At 64.2% G+C, this 18435-nt stretch carries 11 protein-coding genes, 1 pseudogene and 1 riboswitch; of the genes and pseudogenes, 7 read left to right on the top strand and 5 right to left on the bottom strand.

Going from position 1 to position 18435, the window contains the following annotated elements:
• Nucleotides 1-289: 289 nt before the first annotated feature.
• Complete coding sequence (gene mqo, locus E6B08_RS26205) at nt 290-1795, top strand: malate dehydrogenase (quinone) (protein WP_136916628.1); 1506 nt, start codon at nt 290-292, stop codon at nt 1793-1795.
• Between the two features lie 110 nt (nt 1796-1905).
• On the opposite strand, the gene E6B08_RS26200 is transcribed toward mqo, so the two are convergent.
• The 5 genes from E6B08_RS26200 to E6B08_RS26180 all read right to left on the bottom strand — a co-directional run bounded on the left by E6B08_RS26200 (nt 1906) and on the right by E6B08_RS26180 (nt 6457).
• Nucleotides 1906-2196, bottom strand: a complete 291-nt coding sequence (locus E6B08_RS26200) for a PA4642 family protein (RefSeq protein ID WP_136916627.1) — start codon at nt 2194-2196, stop codon at nt 1906-1908.
• A 68-nt stretch (nt 2197-2264) separates the two neighbouring features.
• Nucleotides 2265-2735 (bottom strand): hypothetical protein, encoded by a 471-nt coding sequence (locus tag E6B08_RS26195; RefSeq protein ID WP_136916626.1) that lies wholly within the window; start codon nt 2733-2735, stop codon nt 2265-2267.
• A 93-nt stretch (nt 2736-2828) separates the two neighbouring features.
• On the bottom strand, nt 2829-3410 hold the full coding sequence (locus E6B08_RS26190) for a TMEM165/GDT1 family protein (protein WP_192938706.1): 582 nt from the start codon (nt 3408-3410) through the stop codon (nt 2829-2831).
• Nucleotides 3411-3501: 91 nt separating this feature from the next.
• Nucleotides 3502-3621, bottom strand: a riboswitch (yybP-ykoY riboswitch).
• Nucleotides 3622-4439: 818 nt separating this feature from the next.
• Nucleotides 4440-5438, bottom strand: coding sequence for a class I SAM-dependent methyltransferase (locus tag E6B08_RS26185; RefSeq protein ID WP_136916624.1), 999 nt, complete (start codon nt 5436-5438; stop codon nt 4440-4442).
• A 53-nt stretch (nt 5439-5491) separates the two neighbouring features.
• On the bottom strand, nt 5492-6457 hold the full coding sequence (locus E6B08_RS26180; RefSeq protein ID WP_136916623.1) for a 2-hydroxyacid dehydrogenase: 966 nt from the start codon (nt 6455-6457) through the stop codon (nt 5492-5494).
• 185 nt (nt 6458-6642) lie between these two features.
• On the opposite strand from E6B08_RS26180, the gene E6B08_RS26175 reads away from it, so the two are divergent.
• The 6 genes and pseudogenes from E6B08_RS26175 (at nt 6643) to E6B08_RS26145 (ending at nt 18382) form a co-directional block, all read left to right on the top strand.
• Entirely contained in the window at nt 6643-8325 is a 1683-nt protein-coding gene (locus E6B08_RS26175; protein WP_136916622.1) for a fatty acid--CoA ligase, read from the top strand.
• A 329-nt stretch (nt 8326-8654) separates the two neighbouring features.
• Nucleotides 8655-10574, top strand: coding sequence for a DUF1302 domain-containing protein (locus tag E6B08_RS26165; RefSeq protein ID WP_136916621.1), 1920 nt, complete (start codon nt 8655-8657; stop codon nt 10572-10574).
• A 25-nt stretch (nt 10575-10599) separates the two neighbouring features.
• Nucleotides 10600-11964: a DUF1329 domain-containing protein gene (locus E6B08_RS26160; RefSeq protein ID WP_136916620.1), complete on the top strand. Its 1365-nt coding sequence runs from the start codon at nt 10600-10602 to the stop codon at nt 11962-11964.
• A 1238-nt stretch (nt 11965-13202) separates the two neighbouring features.
• Nucleotides 13203-15919 (top strand): annotated as a pseudogene (locus tag E6B08_RS26155) (LuxR C-terminal-related transcriptional regulator).
• A 166-nt stretch (nt 15920-16085) separates the two neighbouring features.
• Entirely contained in the window at nt 16086-17693 is a 1608-nt protein-coding gene (locus tag E6B08_RS26150; protein WP_136917493.1) for a tetratricopeptide repeat-containing response regulator, read from the top strand.
• Nucleotides 17690-18382, top strand: coding sequence for a sensor histidine kinase (locus E6B08_RS26145; RefSeq protein ID WP_136916619.1), 693 nt, complete (start codon nt 17690-17692; stop codon nt 18380-18382). The genes E6B08_RS26150 and E6B08_RS26145 overlap by 4 nt, the downstream gene beginning before the upstream one ends.
• The last annotated feature ends 53 nt before the right edge of the window (nt 18383-18435 follow it).

Below are 18435 nucleotides of genomic sequence, written 5' to 3'. Positions count from 1 at the left end.
TGGCATGTGTAAAAGCGGCAGATGTGTCCCGAACAGCCCTGAACAGGCGGCAAGATCGCTCATCGCGGATGGGTGGCTGAACCGTTCCCTTAACGCACGCAGGGACCCTCGACCATAAGTCGAATTGCCGCACCCGTGGCAAACGGCGTTCAATACCTGAACCCGAAGACTGGTTGGCGGTGTCCGCGGAAGTTGCAAGAACTGCGAAGAGTCGGACATGGCGATTCCTGGTGACCCCAGTGGTCCTATGCTGTCAATTAGGTAGCTGTAGATTGTGGAGACGCGTTAAATGGCGCAGAACGAATCGGTTGATGTGGTATTGGTAGGCGCGGGCATCATGAGTGCCACCCTGGCCGTACTGCTCAAGGAGCTCGACCCGACCCTCAAGCTGGAGGTCGTCGAGGCGATGGACTCCGGGGCCGCGGAAAGCTCCAACCCCTGGAACAACGCAGGTACCGGCCACGCCGGCCTGTGCGAGCTGAACTACACGCCCCAGGCCGCCGATGGCAGCATCGACATCAAGAAGGCCGTGCACATCAATACCCAGTTCGAGGTCTCGCGCCAGTTCTGGGCCTACCTGAGCAAGAAAGGCAATTTCGGCTCGGCCCGTGCCTTCATCAATCCGGTCCCGCACCTGAGCTATGTCGAGGGTGAGAAAGGTATCGGCTTCCTCAAGAAGCGCTACGAGTTGCTCAAGCAGCACCATGCCTTCGCCGAGATGGAATACACCGAAGACCAGGCCGTGATGAAGGACTGGATGCCGCTGATGATGCCGGGGCGACCTGCTGACCAGCGCATTGCCGCCACCCGCGTGCTCAAGGGCACCGACGTCAACTTCGGCGCCTTGACCAACAAGCTGCTCAAGCTGCTGGGTGACGCGCCCGACGCCCAGGTCAAGTACAGCAAGAAGGTCGTCGGCCTGCGTCGTAACGGCAGTGGCTGGACCGTCAGCATCAAGGACGTCAACAGCGGCGGCAGCCGTGAAGTCGACGCCCGTTTCGTGTTCCTCGGCGCCGGTGGCGCGGCCCTGCCGCTGCTGCAGCTGTCGGGCATCCCGGAGAGCAAGGGTTTTGGCGGATTCCCGGTCAGCGGCCAATGGCTGCGTTGCGACAACCCGGAAATCGTCAAGCAGCACCAGGCCAAGGTCTACAGCCAGGCCGCGGTCGGTGCGCCGCCCATGTCGGTGCCGCACCTCGACACCCGTGTGGTCGATGGCAAGAAATCGCTGCTGTTCGGGCCGTACGCAGGCTTCACCACCAAGTTCCTCAAGCATGGTTCGTTCATGGACCTGCCGCTGTCGGTGCGCATGGGCAACATCGGCCCGATGCTGGCCGTGGCGCGCGACAACATGGACCTGACCAAGTACCTGGTCAGCGAAGTGATGCAGTCCATGGAGCAACGCCTGGAGTCGCTGCGTCGCTTCTATCCGCAGGCAAAGGCCGAGGACTGGCGCCTGGAAGTGGCCGGCCAGCGCGTGCAGATCATCAAGAAGGACCCGAAGAAGGGCGGCATCCTGCAGTTCGGTACCGAGCTGGTCTCGGCCGAGGACGGCAGTCTGGCGGCATTGCTTGGCGCCTCGCCAGGCGCTTCGGTGACCGTGTCGATCATGCTCGAGCTGATCGAGCGCTGCTTCCCCGAGCAGGCAAAGGGCGCCTGGGCTGCCAAGCTCAAGGAAATCTTCCCGGCGCGTGAGAAGACCCTGGCGACCGATGCGGCGCTGTACCACAAGATCAGTGCCGACAACGACGTGGCGCTGGAGCTGGTGGAAAACAGCCCGGCCAAGCATTACGCCTAAGCTTGCCTGAACGAAAAAAACGCCCCTCGGGGCGTTTTTTTGTGGCATTGGTTGTCTGTACTGGCCTCTTCGCGCCGAACCGCCGCGAAGAGGCCAGTACAGACGACCGATCAGCCGCGGGCGTTGGCGATGATCTCTATGTACTCCGGCGCGTTGCGCTGGTCTTCGATCAGTTGCACGAAGGTCTTGCCATGCTCGTCCTTGCCGTCCAGGTCGAAGCCTGCTTCGACGAAGAAGCCGACGAAGCGCTCGAAGTCGTCGACGCGCAGGCCGCGGTAGGCCTTGACCAGCTTGTGCAGCGACGGCGAGGTCACGCCATCGGCCGGTTCGAACTGAAGGAACGTCTTGACGTAGTCATCGCTGATCTCGTCACCAATCACCTGCTTCTTGTCTTTGCGCATTGCCGGCTCCAACTGGACCATCACGGAATTTCGAAGGCCGGCAGTGTACCCCCCTGGAGTGGCGCGCCTCAACGCGTACGTACGGTGCCGGTGTGCAGGTCAGCCCAGACATGGCCATTGGCGTAGGTCAGGAACTGCACGTACAGGGTCTCGTTGCGCAGCAGGTCCATGATCACCCGGTAGTCGCTCACCGGGTAGTTCAGGCTCAGGGTGCGGGTCTGCTCGTCGTACACCGGCTTCTTCAGGCTCTTGCCGGCTTCGCCGTCGAAGGTCAGCAGCACCTGGCTGATGGTCGCGCCCTTGCTCAGCGGCTTGCCCTTCAGACGCATCTGCAGCGACGAGGTGATCGGGATGGGCTGCTGGTCGGACGGGCGCTGGGCGCCGACCACCACCGAGTAGTCGGTGACCTGCAGCAGTTGCTGGCCGGTCGGCGCTTCCTGGCGCAGCGACTGGTCGTCCGGAGGCAGGAACTGGCCGTGCAGCGGAGCAGCGACGGCGGGCAGGCTGAGCGCCAGCAGCAAAGGGAGGATCGCACGCATGTGTAGCTCCATAGGTTGCTCCTTGTGGCTCCTTGGCATGAGCAAGGCACTCTAGCACCGGAACAGGGCTGCCAGGCAGCCCTGTGTCGGTCGTCAGCCGACCCAGCCACTGGCCTTCATCGCCGAGTACACGGCGACGATCGCCAGCACGAAGAAGGCAGCGGCGGCCAGGCGGCGGATCAGTGCCAGCGGCAGTTTGTCGGCGGCGAAATTACCGGCCAGGACCACGGGTACGTTGGCGATCAGCATGCCCAGGGTGGTGCCGATGATGACCATGATCAGGTGCGGGTATTGGGCGGCCAGCATCACCGTGGCGACCTGGGTCTTGTCACCGATTTCGGCGAGGAAGAAGGCGATCAGCGTGGTCAGGAACGGACCGAAGCGGCGTGCCGGGTTCTCGTCGTCGTCCATCTTGTCCGGCACCAGGGTCCACAGCGCGGTGGCGGTGAAGCTCGCGGCGAGGATCCAGTGCAGCATCGTTTCGGTGAAGAATCCACTGACCCAAGCGCCTACGGCACCGGCTGCGGCGTGGTTGGCCAGGGTGGCGGCGATGATGCCGGCAATGATCGGCCAAGGCTTGCGGAAGCGGGCAGCGAGGATGAGCGCGAGCAATTGCGTCTTGTCGCCGATTTCAGCGAGGGCGACGATTGCGGTGGGGACGAGCAGAGATTCCAGCATCAGGTTTCCTACGGGGGCGGGTCGACACGGCTATGACACGTACGACCTCCCCGCCCCGGGTAAGGTGTGCGTGTCATAGGTCTTGTCAAACCCTGGGTCCGTCTGCGCGGACCTCGGGTCGCACGCGCCATGGCCTGTGGGCCAAGTATGTTGACGCGTACCGGGCGAGCTGGGGGCTCGCGGGAGACTACTCCCCTAGGACGGAGCGGATTCTGCCTAGTCGAATCGATTTCGGCAAGCCCTGATTTTAGGTCCTTCATGGAATAGCGGGGGGGGTTGGAGTTTGGGATTGGGCTTGGGCTTGGGGGCTGATCCGAGGGATGTAGCGGCGCTACTGGCCCCTTCCGCCTTTACGGCGGGCTCCTTTGTTCTTGGACAAAGGAGCGCAAAACCGCTTGCTCCCACATACGGCCCCTACGCTGCGCTTCGGGGTTCCCTCGCTTCGGCGGCTTGCGGGCCCGCGCGGCCTACGACTTGCTCCGCAAGTCTACGTCTCGCGCCTTCGGCTACGCCGAAGGGTGCTGCGCACCTGGCCCTCCAGCCGCCTACGCTCGGCCTCCTGAGGTCGCGGGTAGATCAAGATCAAGATCAACAGCCAGAGCAACGGCAGGCGAATCGCTGCGCTCTCGCGGTTTACCTATCGCTTTGTGTTGTAGCAGATAGCGCGGTGTCTCTTTCGAAGATAACGCCAGTGCAGGCGCCGCCGCTAACTTCGCGACGTCAGGAGGCCGAGCGTAGGCGCCTGTAGGGCCAGGTGCGCAGCACCCTTCGGCGTAGCCGAAGGCGCGAGATGTAGACTTGCGGAGCAAGTCGTAGGCCGCGCAGGCCCGGAAGGCGCCGTAGCGAGGGGACCCGTAGCGCAGCGGAGGGCCGGATGCAGGAGCGAGCGGTTTTGCCTACTTTTTCCAAGAAAAAAGTAGGCCGCCGTAAAGGCGGCAGGGGCCAGTAGCGCCGCTACACAAAATGGACCGTTCCCAATCTCAATGCCAAGCCAATCTCCCCCGCCAATCCGTGAAGAGCCTGACCTTATCCACGTGTGGCTCGGTAGATGCGAAAGCCATCGGCTTCGGCGCGTGTCTGGCAGTTGCCCAGGGCGCCTTCGATCAACGGTTGATAGCGTAGGAAGCTGTTGGCGACCAGGCGCATTTCGCCACCTTTTCGCAGATGTTGGCCAGATTTTTTCAGCAGGTTTTCCGAAGCCTGGTAGTTGGTGTGGACCCCGGTATGGAACGGCGGATTGCTCAGGATCAGGCTCAGGTCATCAGGTGCGGCATCGATGCCGTCACCGCTGATGACCTCGCCTTCCAGGCCATTGGCGGCCAAGGTCAGGCGGCTCGCGGCCACGGCGAAGGCGTCCACGTCCAGCAGGGTGACCCGGCTCTGGGGATAACGTCGCTTGACCGTGGCGCCGAGCAACCCGGCGCCGCAGCCGAAGTCCAGTACATGGCCGACCGGCAGCTCGTCGAGGTGCTTGAGCAGCAGCGCGCTGCCGCGATCGAGGCGGCCGTGGCTGAATACGCCGGGCAGGCTGACCACCTGCAACGGGCCATCTTCGAGGTCCAGCTCGAAGCGTTCGGCCAGGCTTTCCAGTGGCTTGGCTTCAGGGGTGTGCTCTACCGTCACCTGCCACAACTGGCAATGGCGGGCACTGTCGAGCTTGCGTGGCTTGCCCAGGGCTTGCAGTTGCTTCGCCGCGCCCTCGATGCCACCGCGTTTTTCGCCGACCAGGTAGAGCTCGCGTCCACCCAGGCGCGAAGCCAGGGCGTTGATCAGGTAGGCGGCCAGGTCACGCGACTTGGGCAGGAACAGCACGGCGGCGTCGAAGGCCACTGCCGGCGCCTCGACGCCAAAGTGGCTGCGACCGGCGAAACGGCTGTCGAGCATGGCCTGGTCACCGGCATGCCAGACCCACGCCTGGGCCTGCGGCAACTGCCCGAGCAGGCCGTCGGCGGGGGCGCCGGCGAGCAGCAGCGGACCCTGGAACAGGTCCGCCTGGCGGAGCAACACTTCACTGCGCGGGTCCATGGACGACGCCTCCTGGAAAAAGTCGCGCAGTGTAGCAGAGGCCGTCGCTGGGCTCAGCTGACCACGCGGCGGGGCTGACCCGCGAAGAACGCCTGGGCATTCTCGCCGAGCTGGCCGACGATGCGCTGGCGGGCCTCTACCGCGCCCCAGGCGCTGTGCGGGGTGATCAGCAGGCGCGGGATGTCGCTGGCCAGCAGTGGGTTGCCGGCGACCGGTGGCTCGACGCTGAGCACGTCGGTGGCGGCGCCACCCAAATGGCCGCTGCGCAGGGCGTCAGCCAGGGCCTGCTCGTCGATCAGGCCGCCTCGGGCGGTATTCACCACCAGAGCGCCGGGCTTGAGCAGGGCCAGTTCGCGGCTGCCGATCATGTGCCGGGTGTGTTCGTTCAAGGGGCAGTGCAGGGTCAGAGCGTCGATCTGCGGCAGCAGTTCGTCCAATGGCAGGCGGTCGTCACGGGCCGGGCGGCCAGGGATTTGCCCGCTCAGCACGCGCATGCCGAAGGCTTCGGCCAGGCGCGCCACCGCGCCGCCCAGCTCGCCGTGGCCGAGCAGGCCGAGGGTCTTGCCCTCCAGCTCGACGATCGGGAAGTCCAGCAGGCAGAACTGTTGCGCCTTGGCCCATTGCCCAGCGGCCACCGCCTGGTTGTAGTCGACCAGGCGCGTGGCCAGCGCCAGCAGCAGCGCCAGGGTGTGCTGGGCCACTGAAGGGGTGCCGTAGCCCTGGCAATTGCTCACGGTGATGCCTTGGGCGCGGGCGGCAGCCAGGTCGACGTTGTTGGTACCGGTGGCCGCTACCAGGATCAGCTTGAGCTGCGGGTTGGCCGCCAGCACCTCGGCGTCGAGCACGACCTTGTTGCTGACCACCGCGACAGCGCCCTGCAAGCGCTCGGCCACCTGCTCGGGACGGGTGGCGGCGAACAGCTCGAACTCGTCGAACTGCTGCTTGAGGGGCGAGAGGTCGAGATCGCCCAGGTCCAGGGACTGGTGATCGAGAAACACGGCGCGACGCGGGGTGGGCATGGGAAGCTCCGGTGGCTTGGTGAATTGTTGTCAGCGCAGTGTCTAGCTCGCGGCTGGCACTCGTCAACGCTTGCCGCTCATACCTTGTGCAAGCAAATCATTCCTTCGGCTGATTTGGCCGTCACATTGGCGGTCTACAGTACATCCAGACTTTTGTCCGGCACGTCGTTCAAGAAGGGATAACCATGCTGCAGACCCGCATCATCAAGCCCGCCGAGGGCGCCTACACCTTTCCACTGTTGATCAAGCGACTGCTGATGTCGGGCAGCCGTTACGAAAAGACCCGCGAGATCGTCTACCGCGACCAGTTGCGCCTGACCTACCCGCAGCTCAACGAGCGCATCGCCCGCTTGGCCAACGTGCTCACCGAGGCCGGGGTCAAGGCCGGAGACACCGTGGCGGTGATGGACTGGGACAGCCATCGCTACCTGGAGTGCATGTTCGCCATTCCGATGATCGGCGCCGTGGTGCACACGATCAACGTGCGCCTCTCGCCCGAGCAGATCCTCTACACCATGAATCACGCCGAGGACCGCTTCGTGCTGGTCAACAGCGACTTCGTTGGCCTCTACCAGGCCATCGCCGGGCAGTTGACCACGGTGCAGAAGACCGTGCTGCTGACCGACGGCGAAAGCAAGCGCGCAGACCTGCCCGACCTGGTCGGCGAGTACGAGCAACTGCTCGCCGCCGCCAGCCCGCGCTACGACTTCCCCGACTTCGACGAAGACTCGGTGGCCACCACCTTCTACACCACCGGCACCACCGGCAACCCCAAGGGGGTGTATTTCACCCATCGCCAGCTGGTGCTGCACACCCTGGCCGAAGCGTCGGTCACCGGCAGTATCGACAGCGTCAGGCTGCTGGGCAGCAACGACGTGTACATGCCCATCACGCCGATGTTCCACGTGCACGCCTGGGGCATCCCGTATGCCGCCACCATGCTGGGCATGAAACAGGTGTACCCGGGGCGCTACGAGCCGGACATGCTGGTGAAGCTGTGGCGCGAGGAAAGGGTTACGTTCTCGCACTGCGTGCCGACCATCCTGCAGATGCTGCTCAACTGCCCGTCGTCCCAGGGCCAAGACTTCGGCGGCTGGAAGATCATCATCGGCGGTAGCGCGCTCAACCGCTCGTTATACCAGGCGGCTCTGGCCCGTGGCATCCAGCTGACCGCTGCCTATGGCATGTCGGAAACCTGCCCACTGATCTCGGCCGCGCACCTGAACGACGAACTGCAAGCCGGTGGCGAGGACGAGCGCGTCACCTATCGGATCAAGGCTGGGGTGCCGGTGCCGCTGGTCGAGGCGGCCATCGTCGATGGCGATGGCAATTTCCTCCCGGCTGACGGCGAAACCCAGGGTGAGCTGGTATTGCGGGCGCCGTGGCTGACCATGGGCTACTTCAAGGAGCCGGAAAAGAGCGAGCAACTGTGGCAGGGCGGCTGGCTGCACACCGGTGACGTCGCCACCCTCGACGGCATGGGCTACATCGATATCCGCGACCGCATCAAGGATGTGATCAAGACCGGCGGAGAATGGGTATCGTCGCTGGACCTCGAGGACCTGATCAGCCGACATCCGGCCGTGCGCGAAGTGGCGGTGGTGGGCGTGGCCGACCCGCAGTGGGGCGAGCGCCCATTCGCCCTGCTGGTGGTGCGCGACGGCCATGCGGTGGATGCCAAGGCCCTGAAGGAACATCTCAAGCCCTATGTCGAGGAAGGTCACATCAATAAGTGGGCCATTCCCAGCCAGATCGCCGTTGTTACTGAAATTCCCAAGACCAGCGTCGGCAAGCTGGACAAGAAGCGTATCCGCCTGGACATCACCCAGTGGCAGGCCAGCAACAGCGCATTCCTGTCGACCCTGTGAAGGGCGTGCGGGTTGTGGGTCAGGTTCCGCAACCCGCGAAATAGAGGGGTTTGTCCTTGCCAAATGAAAAAAATACGCCATGCTTTCGCGCTATTCACGCGCAGGTTTCGACCTGCGTCGGCAAGTGTCGCAGTGGCTGTGCAAATCACACTTTAGAGGGATCAAGCGCCTGTGCCTGCTGGCTATAGTCGGGCCAGGTGATTTTCAGGAATGGGGGAGGGCGACACGCGCAAACCGTGTCGCTGCGGGCGCAGGCTCGCGCACCGGTCGCACGGGCCGTTTCTGAAAGGACTCACTGCCATAACAAAAAAGTACATGGAGTAGCGTCGATGAAATCTGCAAACCTGTTCTGGCGCCGGGCCAAGCTGCCCATGGCCGTCAGCCTTGCTTCCACGCTCGCAAGTCCTGCTTTTGCCGTCAGCTTCAACATCGGGGAGATCGAGGCGCAGTTCGACTCGTCGCTCTCCATCGGTGCCAGCTGGTCCACTGCCAACCCCAACAAGAACCTGATCGGTGCCAACAACGGCGGCAAGGGGCTGTCGCAGACCTCCGACGACGGCCACCTGAACTTCAAGAAGGGCGAAACCTTCTCGAAGATCTTCAAGGGCATCCATGACCTGGAACTCAAGTACGGCGACACCGGTGTGTTCGTCCGTGGCAAGTACTGGTACGACTTCGAGCTCAAGGACGAGGGCCGCGAGTTCAAGGACATCAGCGACTCCAACCGCAAGGAAGGCGCCAAGTCGTCCGGGGCCGAACTGCTCGACGCCTTCGTCTATCACAACTACAGCATCGCCGACCTGCCGGGCACCGTGCGCCTGGGCAAGCAGGTGGTGAGCTGGGGTGAAAGCACCTTCATCGGTGGCGGCATCAACGCCATCAACCCGATCGATGTCTCGGCCTTCCGTCGCCCCGGGGCGGAAATCAAGGAAGGCCTGATCCCGGTGAACATGTTCTACCTGTCGCAGAGCGTCACCGACAACCTGTCGGTCGAGGGCTTCTACCAGCTGGAATGGGACCAGACGGTGGTCGACAACTGCGGCACCTTCTTCTCCCAGCCGGACGTGATCGCCGATGGTTGCAACAACAACCTGGCGGTACTCGCCAAGCAATCGACCCTGAGCGGCGCCCTCGGCCCGTTGTCGGCGCCGGTGCTCGGCACCCTTGGCGCGCAGAACGTGACCTGGGGTTCGCCCGACGAGGGTGTGATCGTGCGCCGCGGCGCCGACCGCGATGCCCGGGACAGCGGCCAGTTCGGCGTGGCCATGCGCTACATGTTCGAGCCACTGAACACCGAGTTCGGCGGTTACTTCATGAACTATCACAGCCGCGCGCCGATCTTCAGTGGGCATGGCGCCGATGCCCAGTATTTCGATCCGAACAACCTGGCTGCCGCATTGGTTGGCGCTGGTGTACCCGCGTCGGTGCTGGCCAACCTGATGCCGTCGCTGATGCCATTGGTGGTGGCCGGCAACTCCAGCTACTACGTCGAGTACCCAGAGGACATCCGCCTCTACGGCCTTAGCTTCTCGACCACCTTGCCCACCGGCACTGCCTGGAGCGGTGAGATCAGCTACCGCCCCAACGCACCGGTGCAGATCAACACCACGGACATCCTGTATTCCGGCCTGACCCCGCTCAACCCCGACGTGTCGGTGCTGGAGGGCACGCCAGGTGCAGACCAGCCTGGCTACCGGCGCAAGGAAATCACCCAACTGCAGACCACCTTCACCCACTTCTTCGACCAGGTGATGGGCGCCGAGCGCCTGACCATGGTCGGCGAAATCGGCTGGACTCATGTCGGCGGCCTGGAGAGCACCCGCAAGATCCGTTACGGACGCGACCCGGTATTCGGCCCCGGCCCGCTGCCAAACGGCCAGTGCGAGGCGCTGAACACCAGCACCCTGGGCACCAGCGACGCCAACAACGTGTCGCGCTACTGCGAGAACGACGGCTACACCACCACCGACTCCTGGGGCTACCGCGTCCGCGCCATCTGGGACTACAACAACGTCTTCGCCGGGGTGAACCTGCGCCCGAGCGTGGCCTGGTCGCATGACGTCGATGGCTACTCGCCGGGGCCGGGCGGCAACTTCGAGGAAGGGCGCAAGGCGATCAGCCTGGGCCTGGATGCCGAATACCAGAACACCTATACCGCCAGCCTGTCGTACACCAACTTCTTCGACGGCAAGTACAGCACCGTGGATGACCGCGACTTCGTCGCCCTCAGCTTCGGCGTGAACTTCTAAGAACTTCGATCCAGGACGACACGAGATGAACAAGACCAGAAGTCTGCTGCAAGCCGGTGTACTGGGCCTGTCCCTGCTGGCGACCAGTGTCATGGCTGCGGTATCCGCCGACGAGGCGGCCAAGCTCGGCACCACCCTGACGCCGATGGGCGCGGAAAAGGCCGGCAACGCCGATGGCAGCATCGGCGCCTGGGCGCCCCTGGCGAAGACTGCCGGTAGCGTCGATGGCAAGGGGTTTTTGTCCGACCCGTACGGCAACGAGCAGCCGCTGTTCACCATCACCGCGCAGAACGTCGAGCAGTACAAGGACAAGCTGTCGCCGGGGCAGGTGGCGATGTTCAAGCGCTACCCACAGACCTACAAGATCCCGGTGTACAAGACCCACCGTGGCTCTACCGTGCCTGACGAGGTGTTCGCCGCCATCAAGGAGAACGCCACCAAGACCACCCTGGTCGAGGGCGGTAATGGCTTGAACAACTTCCGCACTGCCGTGCCGTTCCCGATTCCCAAGAGCGGCGTCGAAGTGATCTGGAACCACATCACCCGTTACCGCGGCGGCAGCGTGACCCGCCTGGTGACCCAGGCCACGCCACAGCAGAACGGCTCCTACAGCCTGGTGAACTTCCAGGACCAGTTCGTCTTCCGTGACCGGATGAAGGACTACGACCCGAACGACCCGGGCAATGTGCTGTTCTACTTCAAGCAGAAGGTCACCGCGCCGGCGCGCCTTGCCGGGACGGTGCTGCTGGTGCACGAGACCCTCGACCAGGTCAAGGAGCCCCGCAAGGCCTGGATCTACAACGCCGGCCAGCGTCGCGTGCGCCAGGCGCCACAGGTGTCGTATGACGGGCCGGGTACTGCCGCCGATGGCCTGCGCACTTCGGACAACCTCGACATGTACAACGGCGCCCCGGACCGCTACGACTGGAAGCTCGAGGGCAAGAAAGAGCTGTACATCGCTTCGAACACCTACAAGCTCGACTCGCCCAGCCTGAAGTACGCCGACATCCTCAAGGCCGGGCACATCAACCAGGACCTGACCCGTTACGAGTTGCGTCGCGTCTGGCATGTGGTGGCGACGTTGAAGCCGGGCCAGCGGCACATCTACGCCAAGCGTGACTTCTACATCGACGAAGACACCTGGCAGGCAGCGGTGATCGATCAATACGATGGCCGCGGCCAGCTGTGGCGGGTGTCCGAGGCCCATGCCCAGGATTACTACAACGTGCAGGTGCCCTGGTACACCCTGGAGGCGATCTACGACCTGCAATCGGGCCGCTACCTGGCCCTGGGCATGAAGAACGAGGAGAAGCGGGCCTACGATTTCGGCTTCAGTGCCAGCAAGAGCGACTTCCAGCCGGCGGCGCTGCGTCAGGATGGGGTGCGTTGAGGCGGGCCTGCCTTTACATCTTCAGCGCCTAGGATATCGAGCGCCGCGCGGGCGGCGCTTCGCGAAGCGTGCGCTTGGGTTGTGTGGTGCCGCATACATCGAGCGCCGCCCGCGCGGCGCTTCGCGGGACAAGCCCGCTCCCACAGTTTGTTGCAACGAACCTATGTCTGTCAGGCCAGGGTTGTTCGCCTTTGGCGGCACCACCGAATATCGTGGTGTGCCCTGCGCCAACACAAATAGCGCGCCGGGCCCACCAGGCTGACAACCATGGCCTATCAGACATAATTGGCCTGAAACAGATGTGGGAGGATGGGGTGCGTTGAGGCGGGCCTGCCTTTACATCTTCAGCGCCTAGGATATCGAGCGCCGCGCGGGCGGCGCTTCGCGAAGCGTGCGCTTGGGTTGTGTGGTGCCGCATACATCGAGCGCCGCCCGCGCGGCGCTTCGCGGGACAAGCCCGCTCCCACAGTTTGTTGCAACGAACCTATGTCTGTCAGGCCAGGGTTGTTTGCCTTTGGCGGCACCACCGAATATCGTGGTGTGCCCTGCGCCAACACAAATAGCGCGCCGGGCCCACCAGGCTGACAACCATGGCCTATCAGACATAATTGGCCTGAAACAGATGTGGGAGGATGGGGTGCGTTGAGGCGGGCCTGCCTTTACATCTTCAGCGCCTAGGATATCGAGCGCCGCGCGGGCGGCGCTTCGCGAAGCGTGCGCTTGGGTTGTGTGGTGCCGCATACATCGAGCGCCGCCCGCGCGGCGCTTCGCGGGACAAGCCCGCTCCCACAGTTTGTTGCAACGAACCTATGTCTGTCAGGCCCGGGTTGTTTGCCTTTGGCGGCACCACCGAATATCGTGGTGTGCCCTGCGCCAACACAAATAGCGCGCCGGGCCCACCAGGCTGACAACCATGGCCTATCAGACATAATTGGCCTGAAACAGATGTGGGAGCGGGCTTGTCCCGCGAAGCGCCGCGCGGGCGGCGCTCGATATCTGCGGCACTGCAAATCTCCAGCGCACGCTTCTGCGGCTCACCGTTACCCAACCCGCCCCCCATAAAATCCCTGAATACCCCGCCAAACCCCCACTCTAGCCAGGGCCAAGCGAACTTGTCGCTTTTTGTCTCAGTCTTTCGCCCGCGAATGGCTCCCATCATCTTCAAATGTGCCGAGTTACCGGCTAGTCTCGGAACAATCCGTTTACCGCCGTAGTTTGCCAACCAGAACGAGCCGGCCATGACTGATCTGTCCCGTACGCATGGATTCGCCAGCCAGGCCCTGGGCCTGCTGGACGGGCGTTTCTTTCGGCCGCCGCTGCCGGAGGGGCACATTGTCCGTCCGCGCTTGTGCCAACGCCTGCAGGCCGGCCTGGGCGGGCGCTTGCTGCTGGTCAATGCTCCGGCGGGGTTCGGCAAGAGCTCGCTGGCCGTCGAATTCTGCCAGGCACTACCCGAGCATTGGCGCAGCCTGTGGCTCGGCCTGAGCCAGCGAGACGCCGATCCAGGTCGCTTCCTCGAGCGCCTGCTCGAAGGTCTGCAGCAGTACTGCCCGGCACTGGGGGGCCAGGCCATGGGCCTGTTGAAGATGCGCCAGCGGCATCAGCCGTTCGCCTTCGAAGAATGGCTCGATGGCCTGCTCGACGAGCTGGCCCTGTACCTGCAACCCGATACGCCGTTGCTGCTGGTACTCGATGACTACCATCTGGCGCAGGGCCCGGTGCTCGACCGCTGCCTGCAGTTTTTCCTCAATCACCTGCCACCTGGCCTGGTGCTGCTGGTCACCAGCCGCCAGCGCCCCGACTGGCACCTGGCGCGGCTGCGCCTGTCGCGCCAACTGGTCGAACTCAACGAGCAAGACCTGCGCCTGACCGCCGACGAGGCCCTGGCGGTGATCGGCTGCCAGCCCACCGGCCTGCGCGGCCAGGCCCTGGACAACCTGATCCAACGCAGCGACGGCTGGGTGGCGGGGCTGCGTTTTTGGCAACTGGCGGCCAGCGAAGGCGCCGACGAGCAGGCGCTGCCCCAGGCGCTGCATGGCGGCGAGGGGCTGATACGCGACTATCTGCTGGAAGAAGTGATCGACATCCTGCCGCCCGAAGTACAGGCGTTCCTCGACGATACCGCCTGCCAGGAGCGCTTTTGCGCCGAGTTGTGCGACGCCTTGCGCGAACGGGACGACAGCCTGGCGATCCTGCGATATCTGCAGGCTCATCAAGTGTTTCTGGTGCCGCTGGACGAGCATGGCTACTGGTTTCGTTATCACCACCTGTTTTCCGACCTGTTGCGCAGCCGCCAGGCCAGCGAGCCGCTGGCGCGCCTGCATCTGCGGGCCTGCCGCTGGTTCCAGGGCCAGGGCCTGCTGGACGAGGCGGTGGAACAGGCGCTGCGCGCCGGGCATCTGGATGTGGCGGCCGACCTGGTGCAGAGCCTGTCGGAGGAGCAATTGCTGGCGGAACAGAACGTCGGCATGTTGCTGCGTTGGAAGATGGACCTGCCCGACAGCCTCCTGATCAGTACGCCGCGCCTGATCGTGCTGTACAGCTGGGCCTTGGGCCTGGCCTGCCAGCTGGATGCGGCCGAGGAATTGGCCGGCTACCTCAGCCGGTTCCTGCCGGCGCCCTCGGCCACCGCGCAGCGCTCCATGCTGGCCCAGTGGTTGGCGCTCAGCGGAGTGATCGCCCGCGGCCGCGGCGACCGTGCACGCACCCTGGCCTTTTGTGGCGAGGCCCTGCAAAGCCTGCCGGACAAGCGCTACGGTCAACGTCTGGTGTGCCTCTCGACGCTATCCAACCTGGCCATCGCCGACGCCGACTTCTGGCGCGCCCGTGGCTGGAATCGCGAGGCATTGGAGCTGGCCCAGCGGGTCGGCAATCCGTTGTTCGAAGCCTTGGCCCACTATGACCGGGCGCGGGTGCTGCACGCCCGTGGCGAGGTGCTGCGAGCCTTGGACGAGGTGCGCGAGGGGCAGCAGCGGCTGCAGGGGTTATCGGTGCAGCGCCTGTATGCGGTGCGCGCCCGCCTGACCCTGTACGAAGGCTACCTGCTGGTGGCGCGCCTGCAAAATACCCAGGGCCGTGCGCGCTTGCGTGCCGGGCTCAGCGAGGCCCGCGCATGCCGGGACATCAGCGTTCTCATCGGGCACTGCGTGATCGCCTCGCTGGATGGCCGCGAGGGCCAGTTCGCCGAGGCCTTCGCCGAACTGGCCGAGGCCGAGCGGTTGATGCATATCTGGGACGTGCCGCCCATCTTCTACCTGGCGATGATCACCCTGGTGAAGTGTGAACTCTGGCTCGCCCAGGGGCGCACCGACCTGGCTGAGTCGTGGCTGTTGCGCCTGGGCCAGACCTACGGCGGCGAGCAGCCGGCGGCGGCGCCGGAATTCCACCCGTTGCTGCCTCTGCACATCGAACTGCAACAGGCCTTGCTCGAGCGTGCCCAGGGGCACACCGAGCAGGCGAGCCAGCGGCTGGCTGCGCTGGTCGAACGAGGTCGTTCCAGCGGCGGTACGCTGCTGACGGCCCATGCGCTGTGCCAGTCGATGGCGCTGCGGCTTGGCCAGGGCAGGACGCCCAGGCCGCCGCGCTGCTGCCCCAGGCCTTGGAGGCGGCCCGTGGCGGCGTACTGCAGACATTCCAGCGATTGTTGCAGGAACATCCGCTCTGGCTGCGTGAACAATTGCTGGCAAGCCCCGGCTGCCCGGCACAGGCGCAGTTGCTGGCATTGCTGCCGGGGCTGCCGGTGGTCGAAAGTGGCAATGGCGAAACGCTGAGCGGGCGCGAGATGGCCGTGCTCGAACTGATCGCCCAGGGCTGCTCGAACCAGCAAATCAGTGAGCGCTTGTTCATCTCGTTGCACACGGTCAAAACCCATGCCAGTCATATCAACAGCAAGCTCGGGGTAGAGCGCCGCACACAGGCCGTCGCCCGTGCCCAGTCCCTGGGCTTGTTGTCCTGACGCTGGCCCTACGGCGGATTGCCCGATAAGATAGTGGCAAGATGCCATTGCTCTTTCATCGCTTGGGCGCGCCGCGCTCATCTTTCCCGGCCCGCTGCCGATAGAGTGTTCGGCGGGATGCATCGCCACGCACCCTTTTCCCATCACCCCAAGACAGGTCGTGTTGATGCTGCAGTACGGGCAAAAAAACTTTCTGATCGTCGACGATTTCACCGACTTCCGCACCTCGACCCGGTCCATGCTGCGTGAGCTGGGCGTACGCGACGTCGACACCGCCGACAGCGGCGAGCAGGCGCTGCGCATGTGTGGGCAGAAGCGCTACGACTTCATCCTCCAGGACTTTCACCTCGGCGACGGCAAGAAGAACGGCCAGCAGGTATTGGAGGACCTGATCCTCGACAAGCTGATCAGCCATGAATGCGTGTTCATCATGGTCACCGCCGAGAGCAGCCAGTCGATCGTGCTCAGTACCTTGGAGCACGAGCCCGATGCCTACCTGACCAAGCCGTTCAACCGCGTCGGCCTGGCCCAGCGCCTGGAGAAACTGACCCAGCGCAAGACCTTGCTCAAGCCCATTCTCCAAGCGCTGGACCGCGGTCGCCCAGCCGAGGTGCTGGCCGCCTGCGCCGAGCTGTGCAAGCAGGACCCGCGCTTCGCGCCGCTGTGCCTGCGCTATCGAGCCGACGCGTTGCGCGATCTCAACCGCTTCGACGAGTTGGAGAAGTTTCTCAAGTCGATCCTTGCCAGTCGTCCGCAGCCCTGGGTGTATTCGGCGCTGGGCAGCTTGTTGCACAAGCGCGGCCAGCAGGACCAGGCGCAGGGTGTATATGAACAGGCATTGAAGGCGTTTCCGATCATGCCGGCGCTGTACGACGGCATGGCCGAGGTGCTGGTGGCGCAGGGCGAAACCAAGCGTGCCCAGCACATGCTCGAAGAGGCCGTGCGCCTGTCGCCGTTGGCGGTGCGCCGGCAAGCCGCGCTGGGCAAGCTGGCGTTGGACAACGAGGATTTCGAGAGCGCCTCCAAGGCCTACCGCCATGCCGTGAACCAGGGGCAGAGCTCACGCTACAAGGACGCCGAGAGCAACCTCGGGCTGGTCCAGGCGCTGATGAACAAGAATGCAGGCTTTGGCCTGGATGCCCGTACCCGGGTCGAGATCAACACCGTGCTCGGTGAAGTGGCCAAGGAAAATGTCGAGGATCAGGGCCTGCAGGTCCGGGCGCGCTTGATGAAGGCGGCCAGCCTGCAGCAGGCCGGCGACGCCGAGACTGCGGCCAAGCTCACCGAGCAGGCCATGCAGCGCCTGGACAAGATGGAGCAGTTCTTCTCCGTCGAAGCGGCGTTGACCGTGGCCAAGCAGTTGCAGGCGTTGGGCCAGGAGTCGGCCGGTGGCGCCATTCTCAAAGGATGCGTGGAAACCTACGGCGATGACCCCAAGGTCATGCAGAGCGTGGCCAAGCTCACCGACGATCCGGCGGTGCTGGGCGCTGTCACCGAGGCCGTCGACCTCAACCGCCAGGGTGTTCGCAGCTACCAGCTCGGGCAACTCAACGAGGCCTTGGAAATGTTCCGCAAGGCGCTGGCCCTGCAACCCAAGAACATCAGCATTGCCCTCAATACCGCCCAGGCGTTGTTGCGCATCGGCGGTGAAAGCCCGTCGGCCGAGCTCATGCAGGAATGTCGCGCCTGCCTGCACAGCGTGGCAGGCATTCCGGCCAGCGACAGCCGTCATGATCGTTATCGCAAGTTGCACATCCGGGTATTCGGCGCATGAGCCAGGCTGACCAGGGGCTGGACTTTTCCACGGTGATCGCCTCCACCGTGCACGACCTGAAAAACTCACTGTCGGCGTTGATCCAGGCTCACGACCAGTTCCTCGCCCGTCTGCCCGAAGGGCTGCGCCAGGGCACCGAGCAGGGCGTGATCGAACACGAGTTCCGCCACCTCAACGGCATGCTGGTGCAGATGCTCGGCCTCTATAAGCTGGGCGTGAACCAGTTGCCGCTGTGCCCGGACTACCACGAGCTGGAAGACTTCATCGAGGCCCAGTTGGCCGCGCACCAGGAAGTGCTGGAGCACCGCGACATCCTTGCCACCTGGCGCATCGACACGCAAAGCCCGCTGGGTTTCTTCGACCGCGAGCTGGTCGCTTCGGTAGTGGCCAACGTGCTGACCAATGCCATCCGCTATGCCGGTCACGCCCTGCTGATTGGCATCGAGGAGCAGGACGAGCAACTGGTGATCAGCGTCAACGACGATGGCCCGGGTTATCCACAGCGCATGCTCGAGCGCCAGCAGGATTATGTGCAGGGCATCGATGCGCACAGCGGCAGCACCGGCCTGGGCCTTTACTTCGCGGCGCGCATCGCCGCCCTGCATGAGCGCGATGGCGTGCAGGGGCGAATCGAAATCAGCAATGGCGGGGCATTGGGGGGTGGGTTGTTCAGGTTGTATTTGCCGTGAGTGGTTGGTCTGGCAGCGAGAATGTTTGAGTGGTTTCCCAAGGCCGTGTAGGG

The organism is Pseudomonas putida (assembly GCF_005080685.1).
GTDB classification, from domain to species: Bacteria; Pseudomonadota; Gammaproteobacteria; order Pseudomonadales; family Pseudomonadaceae; genus Aquipseudomonas; species Aquipseudomonas putida_V.
Note: the sequence above shows the minus strand (reverse complement) of the source record. Positions and strands in the feature narration are given on the sequence as shown.

Bases quoted from the DNA above. Each gene is read 5' to 3' on its own strand.
- mqo (WP_136916628.1), top strand. From the start codon at position 290: ATGGCGCAGAACGAATCGGTTGATGTGGTATTGGTAGGCGCGGGCATC.
- E6B08_RS26200 (WP_136916627.1), bottom strand. From the start codon at position 2,196: ATGCGCAAAGACAAGAAGCAGGTGATTGGTGACGAGATCAGCGATGAC.
- E6B08_RS26195 (WP_136916626.1), bottom strand. From the start codon at position 2,735: ATGCGTGCGATCCTCCCTTTGCTGCTGGCGCTCAGCCTGCCCGCCGTC.
- E6B08_RS26185 (WP_136916624.1), bottom strand. From the start codon at position 5,438: ATGGACCCGCGCAGTGAAGTGTTGCTCCGCCAGGCGGACCTGTTCCAG.
- E6B08_RS26180 (WP_136916623.1), bottom strand. From the start codon at position 6,457: ATGCCCACCCCGCGTCGCGCCGTGTTTCTCGATCACCAGTCCCTGGAC.
- E6B08_RS26175 (WP_136916622.1), top strand. From the start codon at position 6,643: ATGCTGCAGACCCGCATCATCAAGCCCGCCGAGGGCGCCTACACCTTT.
- E6B08_RS26165 (WP_136916621.1), top strand. From the start codon at position 8,655: ATGAAATCTGCAAACCTGTTCTGGCGCCGGGCCAAGCTGCCCATGGCC.
- E6B08_RS26160 (WP_136916620.1), top strand. From the start codon at position 10,600: ATGAACAAGACCAGAAGTCTGCTGCAAGCCGGTGTACTGGGCCTGTCC.
- E6B08_RS26150 (WP_136917493.1), top strand. From the start codon at position 16,086: ATGCTGCAGTACGGGCAAAAAAACTTTCTGATCGTCGACGATTTCACC.
- E6B08_RS26145 (WP_136916619.1), top strand. From the start codon at position 17,690: ATGAGCCAGGCTGACCAGGGGCTGGACTTTTCCACGGTGATCGCCTCC.